This is a genomic window from Escherichia sp. MOD1-EC6842 (genome assembly GCF_002965705.1).
GTDB classification, from domain to species: Bacteria; Pseudomonadota; Gammaproteobacteria; order Enterobacterales; family Enterobacteriaceae; genus Escherichia; species Escherichia ruysiae.
Map to the genome: position 1 here is coordinate 148,724 of NZ_PTRF01000002.1, position 19,246 is coordinate 167,969.

14 protein-coding genes are annotated in these 19,246 nt (G+C 52.1%); 5 read left to right on the top strand and 9 right to left on the bottom strand.

Going from position 1 to position 19,246, the window contains the following annotated elements:
• Positions 1 to 254: 254 nt before the first annotated feature.
• The 5 genes from A7Z29_RS03690 to cusR form a co-directional block, all read right to left on the bottom strand.
• On the bottom strand, positions 255 to 1,145 hold the full coding sequence (locus tag A7Z29_RS03690; protein WP_105289800.1) for a DUF4434 family protein: 891 nt from the start codon (positions 1,143 to 1,145) through the stop codon (positions 255 to 257).
• Positions 1,146 to 4,118 carry a bacteriophage adsorption protein NfrA gene (gene nfrA / locus A7Z29_RS03695; protein ID WP_105289801.1) on the bottom strand — a complete coding sequence of 991 codons (2,973 nt, stop codon included), beginning with the start codon at positions 4,116 to 4,118 and terminating at the stop codon, positions 1,146 to 1,148.
• On the bottom strand, positions 4,105 to 6,342 hold the full coding sequence (gene nfrB, locus A7Z29_RS03700; RefSeq protein WP_032224863.1) for a cyclic di-3',5'-guanylate-activated glycosyltransferase NfrB: 2,238 nt from the start codon (positions 6,340 to 6,342) through the stop codon (positions 4,105 to 4,107). The genes nfrA and nfrB overlap by 14 nt, the downstream gene beginning before the upstream one ends.
• A 149-nt stretch (positions 6,343 to 6,491) precedes the next feature.
• Entirely contained in the window at positions 6,492 to 7,934 is a 1,443-nt protein-coding gene (gene cusS / locus A7Z29_RS03705; RefSeq protein ID WP_105289802.1) for a Cu(+)/Ag(+) sensor histidine kinase CusS, read from the bottom strand.
• Complete coding sequence (gene cusR / locus A7Z29_RS03710; protein ID WP_000770938.1) at positions 7,924 to 8,607, bottom strand: copper response regulator transcription factor CusR; 684 nt, start codon at positions 8,605 to 8,607, stop codon at positions 7,924 to 7,926. Before cusR ends, cusS begins: the two co-directional genes overlap by 11 nt.
• Positions 8,608 to 8,763: 156 nt before the next feature.
• On the opposite strand from cusR, the gene cusC reads away from it, so the two are divergent.
• The 5 genes from cusC to pheP all read left to right on the top strand — a co-directional run bounded on the left by cusC (position 8,764) and on the right by pheP (position 16,374).
• Complete coding sequence (cusC, locus tag A7Z29_RS03715; RefSeq protein ID WP_105289803.1) at positions 8,764 to 10,146, top strand: Cu(+)/Ag(+) efflux RND transporter outer membrane channel CusC; 1,383 nt, start codon at positions 8,764 to 8,766, stop codon at positions 10,144 to 10,146.
• A 23-nt stretch (positions 10,147 to 10,169) separates the two neighbouring features.
• On the top strand, positions 10,170 to 10,502 hold the full coding sequence (gene cusF / locus A7Z29_RS03720; protein ID WP_105281333.1) for a Cu(+)/Ag(+) efflux RND transporter periplasmic metallochaperone CusF: 333 nt from the start codon (positions 10,170 to 10,172) through the stop codon (positions 10,500 to 10,502).
• Between the two features lie 15 nt (positions 10,503 to 10,517).
• The gene (gene cusB / locus A7Z29_RS03725) at positions 10,518 to 11,741 is read left to right on the top strand and encodes a Cu(+)/Ag(+) efflux RND transporter periplasmic adaptor subunit CusB (protein WP_105289804.1); all 1,224 of its coding nucleotides are present in this window, start codon (positions 10,518 to 10,520) and stop codon (positions 11,739 to 11,741) included.
• Positions 11,742 to 11,752: 11 nt separating this feature from the next.
• Positions 11,753 to 14,896, top strand: coding sequence for a Cu(+)/Ag(+) efflux RND transporter permease subunit CusA (gene cusA / locus A7Z29_RS03730; protein WP_105289805.1), 3,144 nt, complete (start codon positions 11,753 to 11,755; stop codon positions 14,894 to 14,896).
• A 101-nt stretch (positions 14,897 to 14,997) separates the two neighbouring features.
• Positions 14,998 to 16,374 carry a phenylalanine transporter gene (pheP, locus tag A7Z29_RS03735; protein WP_105289806.1) on the top strand — a complete coding sequence of 459 codons (1,377 nt, stop codon included), beginning with the start codon at positions 14,998 to 15,000 and terminating at the stop codon, positions 16,372 to 16,374.
• 79 nt (positions 16,375 to 16,453) lie between these two features.
• Here pheP and ybdG read toward each other — a convergent pair whose 3' ends face one another.
• The 4 genes from ybdG to A7Z29_RS03755 all read right to left on the bottom strand — a co-directional run bounded on the left by ybdG (position 16,454) and on the right by A7Z29_RS03755 (position 19,240).
• Positions 16,454 to 17,701, bottom strand: coding sequence for a mechanosensitive ion channel YbdG (ybdG, locus tag A7Z29_RS03740; protein ID WP_001153137.1), 1,248 nt, complete (start codon positions 17,699 to 17,701; stop codon positions 16,454 to 16,456).
• A gap of 111 nt (positions 17,702 to 17,812) precedes the next feature.
• Positions 17,813 to 18,466: an oxygen-insensitive NAD(P)H nitroreductase gene (gene nfsB / locus A7Z29_RS03745; RefSeq protein WP_105281335.1), complete on the bottom strand. Its 654-nt coding sequence runs from the start codon at positions 18,464 to 18,466 to the stop codon at positions 17,813 to 17,815.
• A 92-nt stretch (positions 18,467 to 18,558) separates the two neighbouring features.
• Entirely contained in the window at positions 18,559 to 18,927 is a 369-nt protein-coding gene (locus A7Z29_RS03750) for an MmcQ/YjbR family DNA-binding protein (RefSeq protein WP_105289807.1), read from the bottom strand.
• A gap of 64 nt (positions 18,928 to 18,991) precedes the next feature.
• The gene (locus A7Z29_RS03755) at positions 18,992 to 19,240 is read right to left on the bottom strand and encodes a DUF1158 domain-containing protein (protein ID WP_000682511.1); all 249 of its coding nucleotides are present in this window, start codon (positions 19,238 to 19,240) and stop codon (positions 18,992 to 18,994) included.
• Positions 19,241 to 19,246 lie beyond the last annotated feature (6 nt).

The following is a 19,246-nucleotide window of genomic DNA, read 5'->3' on the forward strand; positions in this document are numbered from 1 at the left end:
ATCAATGAATGATTGTTCTTATTTACAGGTTATATAGTGGCATGAATATAACTATATAATGCCTCTGAGTAGTGGCTACACCGATTATTTGTGTTACGGCTATCTTCTTATTGGCTATGCAGGTTGTAGTGGGGCAAAACCGAAACGCATAAAATGCGTTGAAAAAAGAGAATCTGCTAAACAATTAATACAAACAGGATTCTGATTAGGAAAGTGAAAAGGAAGGGAGCAAGCAAAGTTGCTCCCTTAAACAATTAATACTCGAGGATGCCACGCGCGACGGGCAAATAGCGAAGGGAGAAATAGAGCGCGTCTTTGCCGCAGGCGGAACGTTTTGCTAATAGCGAGGCGATCTCTGCATCCGGTTTTGGTTTAGCTTCAAACGTTTTACCTTTGCCCGCGACAAACAATTCATAAACAATGCCGTTGGCGGGTGAGGAAGCCTGGCAATCTGCACTGGCTTGCAGATAACGTTCGCGTTGCCCGGCGGTGAGTTTATCCACGCCGCTGCCATCCTGTACCCAGACATTAACGCCGGTTGCTTTAACTTGTTCCAGCAGTTGCCGATAGCCATCGGGCGACATATTTCCAGCGAAAAAACTACTGATATAAACCGGTTTTGCCGAAACATCGCTAATCAGTCGCTGCGCATTGTTTAACCATTTCAGTAATGGCTGACGGGCGGCTTCGCTGCGCCAGTTCAGGTCGTCAATTTCCGCACTGATGTACCAGCCATCCGGCGTTACGCCCGGTGCGGCGCTCCATAATCTGGCTTGCTGGAGATCGGCCGCCAGCAGGCGATTAAGATAGCTCTCCAGCGCCGCAGATGACTGCTTCTGATGCATAAAAAATTCCGGATCGGCATTCAGGCCAACAATCAGCTTCAGGCCAGCGTGCTGCGCTGCCGCTGCGCGACTGAACAATAATGCACGCTGTTCTGGCTGGGTGAACGCATCGCCGTAACGGGTCCATTGCAGAATCAGGGTGTCGAATCCTTGCAAATGCAACTGACTCATCAGTCCCTGCCACTGGGCGTCGGTGACCTGACTGTCACGATTTTGTGGTTGCCAGATAATACCTTTCATCGCAAAAGAAAAAGGGCTGACCAGCAGCAGTGTCAGCATTACGAAAATTAACTTACGCATTTACCAGTGCACTCCAATGGTGAGAAACGCGTTGTTGCGCTCCCCGCTACGTTGATTAATCGCCTTAAAGGTATGCTGATATTCGACGCCGAGACTGACTTTGTGCGGCCAGGCATCATAGTGCGTCTCGCCGGTCCAGATATTCCAGCGCACGCCAACACCGCCAAGCTGCGCGCCCTGAGTGCCTTTATCACGATAGCCGTTGTCCTGAACGTGAGCGTAAGGCTCAATGGTTTGTCCGTTCGCCACCTTCTGATGCCAGCTCACGCGATAATCTGCCGTCCACGCCTGAATATCCTGGCGGACATATTGCGCCGCATCGAGATACAGGTTTTGGGCAAACCAGCCTGAACCGTTCGGGTGCCACTCGTCGCTGTATTTGCCGCCGTTAAAGAACGAGGCACTGGCGCGCAGCATGGTATCGGAGGCGCCATTTTGTCCGTTCAGCGGCAGCTGCTGTTCAACGGCGAGGAAAAAGATTTGATCGCGCAGGGGCTTCCAGCGCAGGCCGGTGCCGGACATCGGATTTTTCACCGGCATTGCTACACCGTTTTCTCCGGTATCGGCAAAGACGCGGCTGTAAACCGAAAGCAGGTCGCCTTCCAGCAGCATATTGCGCCCGATGCGGTACTCGGCTTCCAGTTGCGCGTAGCTACGATAGCTTTTCCCTGGCGCAGCGCCGCCAACATTGTTGTTAGCGGTACTCATCGCCCCGGAACGCAAGCCGATGGAAGAATCGAAACTGAACGTCCAGCGGCGACCGACATCTTCATGCAGACGGCGGAAATTGAAGCGTTGCTGATTTTGCTCTGGCGTAAGTGGGGTTATCAGCGCCTGGTTATCAATATCATCAATTACCCGCCGGGCGTACTGTTGTGTTGCAGGCATATCATCCAGACGCTGGTTCACGTAGGCCAGTTGTCGGATCAGTGCCGGATCGTCCGGCAATCCTTTATGTGCCTGTTCCAGCATTTCCCGCGATTGCGCGATATCACCGCTATCCCACAAGGCGTAACCGAGCGCCGCCTGGGTATTGCTGTTATTGGGTTCCAGTTCCAGAGCGGCGCGCAAATCGCTCACCGCCGCAGAGACATTATGACGTTGGCGATAAATCGTCGCCCGCGCAACGTAAGCGTTAGCAGAAGGTGCAATGTTAATTGAGCGCGTGAGATCGTTCAGTGCGAGTTCCGGCTGACCAGGAATATAGCGTTGTGCATGTAGCCACCAGTACAGAGCATTGTTTCCCAGCCCGCGTTGTTCTGCCTGCTGAAGCCAGCGATCGCGAGCCGCGCCATTTCCTGCCGCCTGAGCGGTATTGGCGGCAGCAAGTAGATCTTCATTGCTCATGTCGTGAAGGCTGATTTTCTGCCAGGCCGCCAGTGCGGTGGCGTAGTCCTCAACCTGATACGCCTGATAAGCCACCGCGCGATGTTGCCAGGCGTTCGGTTGCCGTTGTTCGGCCTGAAGCCATGCATACAGCGCCACACCGGGTAGCGTGTCCCGATAACACTTTGCCAGACGGTTCCAGGCGGCAGCATCGTAGGAAGGCGACATATCGCCCAGCAGGCGGACTATCGCCGGGCAATTATCTGCAATACCCGGCAACTGACTTTGCCACTGACGTTGCTCCGCCAGCGGCAAGGGTTTCGATAAAATCGCCACTTTCGCAGGCGTCGCCAGGTAAGGATGACTTTCCAGCAGAGACGCCAGTCGCGCCATTAGAGTCTGGCTGACACGCGCATCGCCCTGGAAAGGATAGCGGTGCAGCAATAAATCGGCAGCTTCGCGTGACTGCTCGTTCTGCATCAGTTGCCAGGTCAGTTGATCCAGGCGGGTAAGATTTGCCGGTTCTTGCTGATACAGCAATCGTGCCAGACGTAGAGCTTCAGCCTTGTTACGGGTCGCTACGCTAACGGCATAACGCTCCTCAAGCATTTCATTGGCGGGGAGGGTGGCGAGCAGTGTTTGCGCTGCGTCGTACTGACCTTCTTTTAAAAGCACCGGTAGCGTTGCGCCAACAACATACTGGCGGTTATCGGCAAACTGTACCGTGTGATTCGCCAACGCCTGAACGGGGTTGGCGCTGTATTTAGATAACAGATAGAGCCAACTTTTCTCTTGTGCGTCCGTGGTAAACAGCGGCTTATTTTCAATGAGATAATGCTGGAGGCGTGCTTTTTCGCCACGATAAGCCAGCGCGGTCGCGTAAGTAATATATGACTGTGGATCGGTGAAGATCCCCTGTGATTGCAGCGCCAGTATCCGATCGTCCAGCTGCCCGGCAAGCAGAACATCAAACCACTGACGGCGCTCAGCTGCGTTTAATGTATTTTGTTGCCGTGATTCACTGAATAACGCTTCTGCCAGCGGCCACTGCTTGAGGTAGATTGCGCGTTGCAGCAGATCGGTACGCAACGTTTTTCCTTCCGGCGATGCGGCAAACGTTGCATCGTTCAGTTGCGCTCTGGCGACAGGCAACTGTGCCAGTCGCAGGGCATTCTGCCCGACTTCACTGCGGCAACGCAGGGTCGGCGCAGCATCGCACGCCTTTTGCTGAGCCAGCAGTTCTTCAACGGTATTAACGGTTTTGACTTCTACTGGAATAGCCGCAAGATTGCGTTCAAGGCGGGCATCACCAGGATGACGTTTCAGTTGATCCTCAAGCAACAGCCGCGCGCGATCATCATGACCAAAATGGCGATAGGCTTCCGCCAGATATAACGTCAACGGAATATTATCCGGCACCTGCTGATGAATATATTCAAATTCGCGGATGGCGGTTGCTTCGTCGTTATTTTTCTGTGCCTTTAGCGCCTTATCGAGACGGGGATAAATAACAAAATGGCGATAGTCGCTAAGCCCCAGCTCTTCTGCGCTGGTGCCGATAGTGTCTGCGAGTGCGCTGGTACTCAATAAAGACGTCAGCAGTAAACCAGACCATCCGATGACGCGATTAAGGTTATTCTCCTTCATTTTCGGACTCCAGTTGCGCAACCTGTTCTGTGTTTAAACCTGCTTTGAGTAATAGTGATTGCATCGAAACTTGTAATTCGCGTTGAATTGTCAGGACGCGATCCAACGTTTCCTGGCTGATAACGCCTTCGGTGACCAAAAATTTACCGAGCGGCAGTGAGCTGCGTTCATGGCGCAATAACAACACGTTAATTGCAGAACGATTAATATGGCCGAGCGTGGTCAGTATTTCGGCGAACAGGAACTGATGCGGTACATATTGCTGCCAGATGTCGCTGGCCTGCTGTTCAGTGAGCCATTGCTGCTGAACCGCATTGTGCAACATTGCTCGTGGGTCATAACCGCGACGACGCGCATACCAGTGACGTAAACCGGTGACGATTTGCCCGCGCAGAACAATGACGTAACGCACCTTGCGTCCGACCTTACGTGTCAGAGCCGCCAGTGAAACCGGATCGATACCATCTTCGCTGCCGACAATTAACTCATCGTTTTCCAGACGCAGCGGCAGTACCGCATAATGTAGCGCCACGGACGCAGGCATTTCGTCAATCAGAGAGGAAGGGATCTGCCAGGCATCGATCGATTCCCACGCCACGCCGTTTTGCTCTGCCAGCGCCTGTGCAAGCTGTTCGGCGCTAATCAGCCCCTGCATCAGCATCGAACCGCCGAGGCGTAGACCTTCAACACGATTACGCAGTGCTGTATCGAGTTGCTCTTCAGTGATGACCTGATTTTCCAGCAGGATTTGACCTAACGGGCGCAACGAACGGGTATCGCCAGTCACGCTGGGGAAATCATGCGTCGTTTTATCCCATGCCACGCGACGCGGGTCGCCGTGCTGAAGAACCTGTTTCAACGCGCGCCAGTTGGCCATAAAGTTAATCAGGTTGCCCCAGAATAGCCGCAGGACGGAGAGTAAACCTTGCGTCAGGCCGTAGTAGCCGGTGACAAAAATCACCCGTTGCACAATGCGGTTGATCATCAAGCCAAAGTTTAGCCACAGCAGGGTCATTAACCATGCGCTGCCGCTGAAAATAGAAAGAAAATGCCAGGCATCGGAGCACAAACTTTCATACGCCATCAACAGCAAAAGCTGGAGCATCACCAGCATCGCGAGGAAGCTGACAAAGTTACTGATTGCCCCTTTGCGGTCGCGCCAGAGAAAGTAGTTCAGCGTCAGGCTGGAGGTCCATTTATGGGTTTTAAAGCCCTGGAAAACAATGCCGATGATCCAGCGAGATTTTTGTCGAACCGCAGTCGAAAAGGTATCGGGGAAATATTCGCGCACGCAGATCATGTTTGACGTCCGCGCGTGCTGTAAAAATTTACGCTGCTCGCGTTCTTTGGCTTCGTCCACCACCGGAAAACGGACAAAAATTTCCGTCATACCTTTTTCTTTCAGGCGGAAACCAATATCGTAATCTTCGGTAAGACTCTGCACGTCGAAAGCGATACCGTCACCGTCGGCTAACAGCGCGGTCACGGCGCGGCGGCTGAAGCAGGTGCCGACGCCTGCGCTAGGCACCTGTCCGGCGAGAGCTTCACGCACCGGAACATCTTTGCCATGCAGTTCTGAAAATTCATCGATATAGGTCATGCTGGTGAAGTGTGTCCACTCGCGTTCAAACGGATACACCGGGATCTGAATCAGATCTTTACGCTCGACCAGATAGTTGAACAGACGCAATTCCATCGGTGAAATCACATCTTCGGCGTCATGCAGAATAAAACCAGCAAAAGCGAAATTGGCGCTACGTTCAAACTGGGTGATGGCGTCCAGCACGTTGTTCAGACAGTCGGCTTTGCTGGTGGGGCCAGGACGCGCGCAGACTACCTTATGCACATTCGGGAAGCGAGCGCACACTTCGTCAACATCACGCTGAGTATCGGGGTCGTTGGGGTAGGTGCCAACAAAGATATGATAGTTTTCGTAGTCGAGCGTGGTCGCCGCCAGCTCGGCCATATTGCCGATGACGCCCGTTTCATTCCACGCCGGAACCATAATCGCTAACGGTTTTTCATCTGGTTTATACAGTTCGCGGTAACTCATTCGCGGGTAGCGGCGATAAACACTCAACTTGCGTTTAATGCGGCGTACCCAGTAGACGACATCAATAAAAAAATCGTCCAGCCCGCTGATGAACATGATGACCGCTAACGTTATCGCGATGACTTTTAAGCCGTAGAGCCAGGTAGCAAAAACATCAAGAAGCCAGTCCACACAAAAACCTTACATTAATTCTGGTTATGTTTAGGGTGGCGTATATTAAGGTTTTTTATGAATTGTGACAGCTTTTTACCATTAATAGGTATGACTATTGCGGCACGTTATTTTTACACTGGTTATAAAAGTTGCCGTTTGCTGAATGATTAAGCGGGTAATGTGATCACAAACCTTGTCCCCCGCGCATCTGACGTTACTGCAACCGTGCCTTTATGCGCGACAACAATTGATTTCACTATCGCCAGACCAATACCACTGCCTTCGCCTTTTCGCTGGCGGGAGGGGTCAACGCGGTAGAAGCGGTCAAACAATCGCGGTAAGTGCTCGGGCGCAATGGGCGTACCGGGGTTTTCGACGGTAACTTGCACCTGGTGATCGACCGTCTGGCAACGAACTACAATCGCCTCACCGGGCGGTGTATAACGCAGGGCGTTAGAAAGCAGGTTACTTAACGCCCGGCGCAGCATCAGCGGATCGCCCACAACCTGACACTCGTCGCCAATAAACCGCAGTTCCACGCCGCGATCTTCCGCTAACGCCTCGAAAAAATCGAACACCTTGCTGACTTCATCCGCCAGGTCGAGCATTTTCTTTTCGGGGATTAACTGGTTGTTATCGGCCTGGGCAAGAAACAGCATATCGCTGACCATTTTCGCCATTCGTGTCAGCTCTTCGAGATTAGAGTAGAGCACATCTTCCAGTTCCTTCTGGCTGCGCGACTGGCTGAGGGCGATTTCCGTTTGCGTAATGAGATTAGTAATCGGCGTGCGAATTTCGTGGGCGATATCCGCTGAGAAATTGGACTGGCGGGTAAAGACATCCTCAATACGCTCGATCATATGGTTGAACGACAGTACCAACTGTTCCAGCTCAATCGGCACGGTCTGCGGGTCAAGGCGAACATCGAGATCTTTTGAAGTAATGTTCTGGATCTGACGACTGACGCTGCGAATTGGCGAATGGCCTTTATGTACTGCCAACAGCACGATAAAGACGATCAGGATGCTGATGATCGATGCGGTCATAATAAGTTTATTCATCAAATCATTTATGTAATGAAGATGAAAATCGATCGAAAGTGCGATATAGAGCGTATAAATCGGTTTGCCGTCCGCTAGCGGGCCAACCGGCAAGCTAATCATCCGCCAGTTGCTGTGTTTCATATGCCCATGACCGTGGCCCGGCATCATCATCGTCGGGCCAGAAAGGAGAAACACCTCGCCATTCCGGGCGTCTTTATCGGGTATGGCGTCGCGCGCAAACTCGCGGATATCGGGCGCGTCGGGGGAGTGATACACCGTTTTTCCGTGGCTATCTGCCAGGGAAATCAACACGTTGGAATAACCACTGACAATGTCTTCCAGCGTCATTAAGCGTCGGGCTTGTGTCTCTTCGGGATGATTAAGAACGCGCTTTAGCGTGGTGCTAATCTCTTTTAAATCATTAATATCCTGCTCGGCAAAATGCACCTTTACCGAGTGGATCATGATCCATGCAAAGGCGAAAAATGCCGCGATGGTGGCCAGGCTGATAAAAAAGGTCAGGCGGGTTGCCAGTGAAAACGGGCGCTGAAACGGCTTACTGGCCATCCGGCACCTCGAGCATGTAACCCACGCCGCGCACGGTCTGAATCAGCTTTGGTTCAAAGTCGTTGTCGATTTTGCCGCGCAGCCGCTTCACCGCCACATCAATGGCGTTGGTATCGCTGTCAAAATTCATGTCCCATACCTGCGAGGCGATAAGCGAGCGGGGCAGCACTTCACCCTGATGGCGGAGAAAAAACTCCAGTAGAGTAAACTCTTTACTGGTCAAAGTGATGCGCGTGCCGCTGCGGGTGACTTTGCGGCTGACGAGATCGACCATCAAATCGGCAACCTGAAACTGACTTTCGATAATCACCGCCGCCCCGCGCCGCAGTAGAGTGCGCACCCGCGCCAGCAGTTCAGCAAAAGCGAACGGCTTCACCAGGTAGTCATCCGCTCCCAGCTCCAGTCCCTTGACGCGATGTTCAATCGTACCCAGCGCGCTGAGCAACAGAATCGGCATCCCTTTATTGGCAGAACGCAACATGCGCACGATATCCCAGCCGTTCACGTCCGGCAGCATAATATCGAGGATTATCAGGTCATAATCACCGGTCATCGCCAGATGGTAGCCATTCAGCCCGTTGTCGGCTAAATCGACCACAAAACCGGCTTCGGTTAACCCTTTGGTTAGGTATTCGCCAGTTTTCTTTTCATCTTCGACAATCAACAGTTTCATATTTCCTCCGCATGTTGCCCGGGCAATTCTAGAGGAGCGGGATCAGATGGCAATCGCTTATTGGCAAAATGACAATTTTGTCATTTTCCTGTCACCGGAAAATCAGAGCCTGGAGGGTAAAGTTGGCGGCATAAAATCACTAAAAATTATGTGCCTATGTCTCCTTGTAAACTTCTGACATTTTGTGTGGGTCTTGTGCTAACCGGTTGTTCGCTGGCACCGGATTATCAGCGTCCGGCAATGCCCGTGCCGCAGCAGTTCTCACTCAGCCAGAACGGGCTGGTTAACGCAGCAGATAACTATCAGAACGCGGGCTGGCGCACCTTTTTTGTTGATAATCAGGTGAAGACGCTGATTAGCGAGGCGCTGGTGAATAACCGGGATTTGCGCATGGCGACGCTGAAAGTGCAGGAAGCGCGTGCGCAATATCGTCTGACTGATGCCGATCGCTACCCACAGCTCAATGGCGAGGGCAGCGGTAGCTGGAGCGGCAATCTTCAGGGCGATTCGGCTACGACGCGGGAGTTCTCGACTGGCCTTAACGCCAGCTTTGACCTCGATTTTTTCGGTCGCTTAAAGAACATGAGCGAAGCCGAGCGACAAAATTATTTAGCCTCTGAGGAAGCTCAGCGCGCGGTGCATATTCTGCTGGTTTCTAATGTCGCGCAAAGCTATTTCAATCAGCAGCTGGCGTATGCGCAATTGCAAATAGCCGAAGAAACGCTGCGTAATTATCAGCAGTCATATGCGTTTGTCGAAAAACAACTGTTAACCGGCAGTAGTAATGTTCTGGCGCTGGAACAGGCTCGCGGGGTGATTGAAAGTACCCGCAGCGATATCGCTAAACGTCAGGGGGAACTGGCGCAGGCGAATAATGCATTGCAACTGTTACTGGGAAGCTACGGCAAGCTGCCGCAAGCGCAGACAGCGGATAGCGACAGCCTGCAAAGTGTTAAATTACCGGCGGACTTGTCGTCACAAATCTTGTTGCAGCGCCCGGATATTATGGAAGCTGAACACGCGTTAATGGCGGCTAATGCCAATATTGGCGCCGCACGCGCGGCATTTTTCCCGTCTATAAGCCTGACCAGCGGAATATCGACCGCTAGTAGCGAACTGTCGTCATTATTTAACGCCAGCAGCGGGATGTGGAATTTTATTCCCAAAATTGAGATCCCCATTTTTAATGCCGGGCGCAACCAGGCCAATCTGGATATCGCCGAAATTCGCCAGCAGCAGTCGGTAGTGAATTATGAACAGAAAATCCAGAACGCCTTTAAAGAAGTGGCAGATGCGCTGGCATTACGTCAAAGCCTGAATGATCAAATTAGCGCCCAGCAGCGTTATCTGGCGTCGCTACAAATTACCCTGCAACGGGCGCGGGCATTATATCAGCACGGCGCGGTAAGTTATCTGGAAGTGCTGGATGCCGAACGTTCTTTATTTGCAACCCGACAAACTTTACTCGACCTGAATTATGCCCGTCAGGCTAACGAAATTTCTTTATATACCGCACTTGGTGGCGGTTGGCAGCAATAATTTTTAACTCCAGGAGAAAATAAATGAAAAAAGCACTGCAAGTCGCAATGTTCAGTCTGTTTACCGCTATTGGCTTTAATACTCAGGCTAACGAACATCATCATGAAACCATGAGTGAAGCACAACCGCAGGTCATTAGCGCCACCGGTGTGGTAAAAGGCGTTGATCTGGAAAGCAAAAAAATCACCATCCATCACGATCCGATTGCCGCAGTCAACTGGCCGGAGATGACCATGCGTTTTACCATCACCCCGCAGACGAAAATGAGCGAAATTAAAACCGGCGACAAAGTGGCGTTTAATTTTGTCCAGCAGGGCAATCTCTCTTTATTACAGGATATTAAAGTCAGCCAGTAACCCAGGTTTAATTCAATGAAAAAAATCGCGCTTATTATCGGCAGCATGATCGCGGGCGGCATTATTTCTGCGGCAGGTTTTACCTGGTTTGCAAAGGCGGAACCGCCAGTGGAAAAAACGCCAACCGCAGAACGTAAAATCTTATTCTGGTACGACCCGATGTATCCCAATACGCGGTTCGATAAACCGGGTAAATCGCCGTTTATGGATATGGATCTGGTGCCGAAATATGCCGATGAAGAGAGTTCTGCGTCTGGTGTGCGCATTGACCCGACTCAGACGCAGAACCTTGGGGTGAAAACGGCTACCGTCACGCGCGGGTCGCTGACGTTTGCCCAGAGTTTCCCGGCGAATGTCAGTTACAACGAGTATCAGTTTGCCATTGTACAGGCTCGCGCCGCCGGGTTTATCGACAAAGTTTATCCGCTTACCGTGGGTGATAAAGTGAAAAAAGGCGCGCCGCTTCTCGACCTGACCATTCCCGACTGGGTGGAAGCGCAGAGTGAGTATTTACTGCTGCGCGAAACCGGCGGTACGGCGACCCAGACTGAAGGCATTCTTGAGCGGCTGAGACTGGCGGGAATGCCGGAGGCTGATATTCGCCGCCTGATCGCCACGCAAAAAATCCAGACTCGCTTTACGCTCAAAGCGCCCATTGATGGCGTGATCACCGCGTTTGATCTGCGCGCGGGAATGAATATCGCCAAAGATAACGTGGTAGCGAAAATTCAGGGTATGGATCCGGTGTGGGTTACTGCCGCGATCCCGGAGTCCATCGCCTGGCTGGTGAAAGATGCCTCGCAGTTTACACTCACCGTTCCGGCGCGACCCGATAAAACGCTCACCATCCGCAAATGGACGCTACTACCGGGCGTGGATGCCGCGACCCGCACTTTGCAACTGCGTCTGGAAGTCGACAACGCCGACGAGGCGCTAAAACCGGGAATGAACGCCTGGTTGCAACTCAACACCGCCAGCGAACCGATGCTGCTCATTCCGTCACAGGCGCTGATTGATACCGGCAACGAACAGCGGGTGATTACCGTTGATGCCGACGGACGCTTTGTACCGAAACGCGTTGCCGTTTTCCAGGCCTCGCAAGGCGTCACCGCGTTACGTTCTGGTCTGGCGGAAGGGGAAAAGGTGGTTTCCAGCGGCCTGTTCCTGATTGATTCTGAAGCCAATATTTCCGGCGCACTGGAGCGGATGCGCTCTGAAAGTGCTACCCATGCGCATTGAGGGAATAACTAATGATTGAATGGATTATTCGTCGCTCGGTGGCGAACCGTTTTCTGGTACTGATGGGCGCGTTGTTTCTGAGTATCTGGGGCACCTGGACCATCATTAACACGCCAGTGGATGCACTGCCGGATCTCTCCGATGTGCAGGTGATTATTAAAACCAGCTATCCCGGTCAGGCTCCGCAAATCGTTGAAAATCAGGTGACTTATCCACTAACTACCACCATGTTGTCGGTGCCGGGTGCGAAGACCGTGCGCGGTTTCTCGCAGTTTGGTGATTCTTATGTGTATGTCATTTTCGAAGATGGCACCGATCCGTACTGGGCGCGCTCGCGGGTGCTGGAGTACCTCAACCAGGTGCAGGGTAAGCTGCCTGCAGGAGTCAGCGCCGAGCTGGGGCCAGACGCTACGGGTGTTGGCTGGATCTATGAATACGCGCTGGTGGATCGCAGCGGTAAGCACGATCTGGCTGATTTACGCTCATTGCAGGACTGGTTTCTCAAATATGAGCTAAAAACCATCCCAGACGTTGCGGAAGTAGCGTCGGTGGGCGGTGTGGTGAAAGAGTATCAGGTGGTTATCGATCCCCAGCGCCTGGCGCAATATGGCATCAGTCTCGCTGAAGTGAAAAGCGCGCTGGATGCCTCAAACCAGGAAGCGGGTGGTTCGTCGATTGAACTGGCGGAAGCGGAATATATGGTGCGCGCCAGCGGCTATCTGCAAACGCTCGACGACTTTAATCACATCGTTTTAAAAGCCAGTGAAAATGGCGTGCCCATTTATCTGCGTGATGTTGCGAAAGTCCAGGTAGGGCCGGAAATGCGCCGGGGCATTGCGGAACTGAACGGCGAAGGCGAAGTCGCTGGCGGAGTGGTGATCCTGCGTTCCGGCAAAAACGCCCGTGAAGTGATCGCCGCCGTGAAGGACAAGCTGGAAACGCTAAAAAGCAGTCTGCCGGAAGGCGTGGAGATAGTTACAACATACGATCGCAGCCAGCTCATTGATCGCGCCATCGACAACCTCAGCGGCAAGTTGCTGGAAGAGTTTATTGTGGTGGCGATAGTCTGCGCGCTGTTTCTCTGGCATGTGCGCTCGGCGCTGGTGGCGATTATTTCGTTGCCGCTGGGGTTGTGTATTGCTTTTATTGTCATGCACTTTCAGGGACTGAACGCCAATATTATGTCGCTGGGCGGCATTGCGATTGCCGTCGGGGCGATGGTCGATGCCGCTATCGTCATGATCGAGAATGCGCATAAACGGCTGGAAGAGTGGCAGCACCAGCATCCTGACGCCACGCTGGATAATAAAACGCGCTGGCAGATTATCACCGATGCATCTGTTGAAGTGGGGCCGGCACTGTTTATCAGTCTGCTGATTATCACGTTGTCGTTTATCCCGATCTTCACCCTGGAAGGGCAGGAAGGGCGTCTGTTTGGCCCACTGGCGTTCACCAAAACCTATGCCATGGCGGGTGCGGCGCTGCTGGCGATCGTGGTGATCCCGATCCTGATGGGCTACTGGATACGTGGCAAAATTCCGCCAGAAAGCAGTAACCCGCTCAACCGTTTTTTGATTCGTATTTACCATCCGCTGTTGCTGAAAGTACTGCACTGGCCGAAAACCACGCTGCTGGTGGCGGCGCTTTCGGTGCTGACGGTTATCTGGCCGCTGAATAAAGTTGGCGGGGAATTTTTACCGCAGATCAATGAAGGCGACTTGTTATATATGCCATCGACGCTGCCGGGGATTTCTGCGTCGGAAGCAGCGAGTATGTTGCAAAAAACCGACAAGCTGATTATGAGCGTACCTGAAGTGGCGCGAGTGTTTGGCAAAACAGGGCAAGCGGAAACTGCCACCGACTCCGCTCCGCTGGAGATGGTAGAAACGACCATTCAGCTTAAGCCGCAGGATCAGTGGCGACCAGGCATGACGATGGACAAAATCATCGAAGAGCTGGATAACACCGTGCGGCTGCCGGGGCTGGCGAATCTGTGGGTGCCGCCAATCCGTAACCGCATCGACATGCTCTCGACCGGCATTAAAAGCCCCATCGGCATTAAAGTTTCCGGCACTGTGCTGGCGGATATCGACGCGATGGCGGAGCAAATTGAAGACGTGGCGCGAACGGTGCCAGGCGTGGTTTCGGCCCTTGCCGAGCGTCTGGAAGGTGGGCGCTATATCAACGTTGAGATTAACCGTGAAAAAGCCGCGCGTTACGGTATGACGGTGGCGGATGTGCAGTTGTTTGTCACCTCTGCGGTGGGCGGGGCGATGGTTGGCGAAACGGTGGAAGGAATTGCCCGTTATCCGATTAATCTGCGTTATCCGCAAAGCTGGCGCGATAGCCCGCAGGCGCTGCGACAGTTACCGATCCTGACGCCGATGAAGCAGCAAATCACCCTGGCGGACGTGGCCGACGTTAACGTCTCCACCGGACCGTCGATGCTGAAAACCGAGAATGCGCGCCCGACAAGCTGGATTTATATCGACGCCCGCGATCGTGACATGGTGTCAGTGGTTCACGATCTGCAAAAAGCGATTGCCGAAAAAGTGCAGTTGAAACCGGGCACCAGCGTGGCGTTTTCCGGTCAGTTCGAGCTACTGGAGCGCGCCAACCATAAGCTGAAACTCATGGTGCCGATGACGCTGATGATCATTTTCGTGCTGCTATATCTGGCGTTCCGTCGCGTGGGGGAAGCGTTACTGATTATCAGCAGCGTACCGTTTGCGCTGGTGGGCGGCATCTGGTTCCTGTGGTGGATGGGCTTTCATCTTTCCGTCGCGACGGGCACCGGTTTTATCGCTCTCGCCGGAGTCGCTGCCGAGTTTGGCGTGGTGATGCTGATGTATTTACGTCACGCCATAGAGGCAGAGCCGTCGCTGGATAACCCGCAGACCTTTAGCGAGCAGAAACTGGATGAGGCGTTGTATCACGGCGCGGTACTGCGCGTGCGCCCGAAAGCGATGACGGTGGCGGTGATTATCGCCGGTTTGCTGCCGATTCTGTGGGGAACGGGGGCGGGTTCAGAGGTGATGAGCCGCATCGCCGCGCCGATGATTGGCGGCATGATCACCGCGCCTTTGCTGTCGCTGTTTATTATCCCGGCGGCGTATAAGCTGATGTGGCTGCACCGACATCGGGTACGGAAATAAAAGCAGGATACCCCGTTTAACCGTGTGGATTGTGTCTTGCGACGACCAGCACTAAATGTTAAAAGGAGCCCCTCAATAAAAAAGACACACAGGGGAAATGCGTGAAAAACGCGTCAACCGTATCGGAAGATACTGCGTCGAATCAAGAACCGACGCTTCATCGGGGATTACATAACCGTCATATTCAGCTAATTGCGCTGGGTGGCGCCATTGGTACAGGTCTGTTTCTTGGCATTGGTCCGGCGATTCAGATGGCGGGGCCGGCTGTATTGCTGGGCTACGGCGTTGCCGGGATCATCGCTTTCCTGATTATGCGCCAGCTCGGCGAGATGGTGGTCGAAGAGCCGGTATCTGGTTCGTTTGCCCACTTTGCCTATAAATATTGGGGACCGTTTGCGGGCTTCCTCTCCGGCTGGAACTACTGGGTGATGTTCGTGCTGGTAGGAATGGCTGAACTGACGGCTGCGGGTATCTATATGCAGTACTGGTTCCCGGATGTTCCAACGTGGATTTGGGCTGCCGCCTTCTTTATTATCATCAACGCCGTTAACCTGGTGAACGTGCGCTTGTATGGTGAAACCGAGTTCTGGTTCGCGCTGATTAAAGTGCTGGCAATCATTGGCATGATCGGCTTTGGCCTGTGGTTACTGTTTTCTGGTCACGGCGGCGAGAAAGCCAGTATCGATAACCTCTGGCGCTACGGCGGTTTCTTTGCCACCGGCTGGAATGGGCTGATTTTGTCGCTGGCGGTGATTATGTTCTCCTTCGGCGGTCTGGAGCTGATTGGGATTACTGCCGCTGAAGCGCGCGATCCAGAAAAAAGCATCCCTAAAGCAGTGAATCAGGTCGTGTATCGCATCCTGCTGTTTTATATCGGTTCACTGGTGGTTTTACTGGCGCTCTACCCGTGGGTGGAAGTGAAATCCAACAGTAGCCCGTTTGTGATGATTTTCCATAATCTCGACAGCAACGTGGTAGCTTCTGCGCTGAACTTCGTCATTCTGGTAGCATCGCTGTCAGTGTATAACAGCGGAGTTTACTCCAACAGCCGGATGCTGTTTGGCCTTTCTGTGCAGGGTAATGCGCCGAAGTTTTTGACTCGCGTAAGCCGTCGCGGTGTTCCGATTAACTCGCTGATACTTTCCGGAGCGATCACTTCGCTGGTGGTGTTGATTAACTATCTGCTGCCGCAAAAAGCGTTTGGTTTGCTGATGGCGCTGGTGGTGGCAACGCTGCTACTTAACTGGATTATGATCTGCCTGGCGCACCTGCGTTTTCGTGCGGCGATGCGACGTCAGGGGCGTGAAACCCGCTTCAAAACTCTGATGTATCCGTTTGGCAACTATCTTTGCATTGCCTTTCTCGGCATGATTTTGCTGCTGATGTGCACAATAGATGATATGCGCTTGTCAGCGATCCTACTGCCGGTGTGGATTGTGTTCCTGTTTGTGGCGTTTAAAACGCTGCGTCGGAAATAAGGCGTTCACGCCGCATCCGACAAAACGATGTCAACAATCTGAAGCCGCTCTCATCCATTCGATGAGAGCGGTTTTTTTATTATTGCTTAAATGCACCCGCCAGAGAGCGAATATCATTGCCGGTTGGCGACTGATGAAGTCGCAGGCCAAACTCTTCGACGATGGCAAATATATGGTCGAAAATATCAGCCTGAATGCTTTCATATTCCAGCCACACTACGGTATTGGTAAACGCATATATCTCAAGCGGTAAACCATTATCGCCCGGTGCAAGCTGACGTACCATTAAGGTCATATCTTTACGAATACGTGGATGGTTACGTAGATATTCGTTCAGATAGGCACGAAATGTTCCAATATTCGTCATTCGGCGCAGGTTTAATACTGACTCCGTAGACCCTTGCTGGCGGTTCCACTCATTAATTTCCTGATGGCGGCTGGTTAAATAAGGCTTTAACAGATGCGCTTTATTCAGCCGCTGCATTTCGGTTTCATCAAGAAAGCGAATGCTGGTGACATCAATACTGATACTGCGTTTAATGCGTCGTCCACCAGAGGCTGACATTCCGCTCCAGTTTTTAAAGGAGTCAGAAACCAGAGACCAGGTGGGAATAGTGGTAATGGTATTGTCCCAGTTACGTACTTTGACGGTGGTTAAACCAATATCGATCACCGCGCCATCCGCGCCGTATTTCGGCATTTCCAGCCAGTCGCCCAGTTTCAGCATATCGTTCGCGGAAAGCTGAATACCTGCCACCAGACCAAGAATCGGATCTTTAAATACCAACATCAGCACGGCAGCCATTGCGCCAAGACCACTGATCAGAATGGTCGGTGACTGACCAATCAGCAGCGAGATCATCAAAATGCCGACCAGAATAGCGCCGATCAGCTTTATCCCCTGAAATATCCCTTTCAGCGGTAACTGTTTTGCTGCCGGGAATTTCTGCGCCAGATTTAAAATAACATCCAGCAACGAGAAGACTGAAAGCAGCGCATACATCATGATCCACAACTGTGCGCAGGTGGTCAGAATATCAGCCGCTTCGGTGCCTTTTTGCAGCCAGAATACCGCCTGAATATTGACGATAATCCCCTGCAGGGTAAAAGCTAAACGGTGAAATAGTTTATTCTGGGTAATGATTTGCAGCCACAGCCGTGAACTGGCAATGGCGCGTTTTTCGAAGGTACGTAATACCACCCAGTGCAAAATAATATGCACTACAACGGCGGTCAGAAAAATAATACCGAAAATCATCACCATTGAGGTGGTGTGATCAATCTCAATACCCGCTAAATCTTCAACCTGGGATATTAAATCCTGCATAACGTCTCCTGTATACAACAGCGGACTATGATGACGGCTGAAACAGGGTTATGCAAATCAGGAAAATCTGATGTGAAATAGCCGGGATCAGTTCCCGGCTATAAAGGAGAATTACACTTCAGTTAAGGTGATACTTTGCGGCAGACGAGATTTTGGCAGGGTAGCGTTAAAATCTTCCACGCTGTGATGGCCTACCGGTACGACCACCAGACTGGTGTAACCTTTCTCTTTCAAACCAAATTCTTCATCGAGGATCGTCGCGTCAAAACCTTCGATTGGCACCGCGTCCAGACCCAGTGCCGCAACGCCCAACAGGAAGTTACCGACGTTGAGATAAACCTGTTTTGCCATCCACTCTGCATCATCATGCAGATCTTTACGGTGCATATCGGCGAAGAACTTACGGCCTTTATCGTTCGCGGCTTTCGCTTCCGGCGTGGCAAAGCGGCCGTCAGCATCTTCCTGGTCAATAACCCGTTTCAGCCATGCATCGTCCATTGCGGTTTTCGCGCAGAACACCACGACGTGCGAGGCATCAAGTATTTTACGTTCGTTGAACACGTAATTGTCGGCGGCGGATTTAGCGACACGCGCTTTACCTTCTTCCGTGCTGGCCACAATAAAATGCCATGGCTGGGAGTTGGTGCTGGATGGGCTGTACTGGAGCAGGGTTTTGATCTGCTCGGCTTGTTCCGGGGTAAGTTTTTTGCTGGCATCAAATGCCTTAGTGGAATGACGCTTTAGGGCGACAGAAATGATATCCATAAAGACTCCTTGTGAAAGATGTTTGTGTGCCAGCAGATTACAAGGATCGAAGTAAAATGGTAAGCGAGAAAAATGCGCTATAGATTTACGCTTTAGCCTGGACGTACTCTTTTTTGATCGCGTTTAGCCAGGCCATCAACCACTAAGTTCCACGAATCGTTAATCAGATCGCGAAGTAACGCTTCGGAGATTTCGTCGCCGGGATACACCGAAATCCAGTGCTTTTTATTCATGTGATACCCAGGCTTAATGCTTGGGTATATTTGCTGATTTAACAGGGATTTTTGTGGATCGGACTTCAGATTGATAAAGGGGACGCCGCGCAGTTCTGACGACAGCATAAAAATCTTGCCGCCAATTTTAAAAACATCGAACTCCGGGCCAAAAGGCCAGCAAAGCTCGACAAAGGGTAACTCAAGGGCCAGGCGTTTCGCCGTTTCGTGCAGTGATTGCTTATCCATAAACGTTCCTTAAGGCGAAGGAGAATAAGCAAAGTATGCCGCGAAGTACGGCGATAATCGACGTTTAATCCGCCAGCGAGAACCAGCGTCGCCAGATAAATCTAAGAATAAAATACTCAATAGCGCCCAGCACTAAAAACCACAAGCAAAACAATAAAGTGTAAAGCTGGCTAAGATCCATTAAATGGAACGTGGTCATCAGTTTCTGTGCCAGCGTCAGCCCCAGCGCAGGGGCGGGCAGCAGCAGGCAAGAAAGGAAAGCCATCAGCAAAATGCCTGCTGCGGTAGTTAAGGTTTCTAAGGGGTGTTTCATAACATT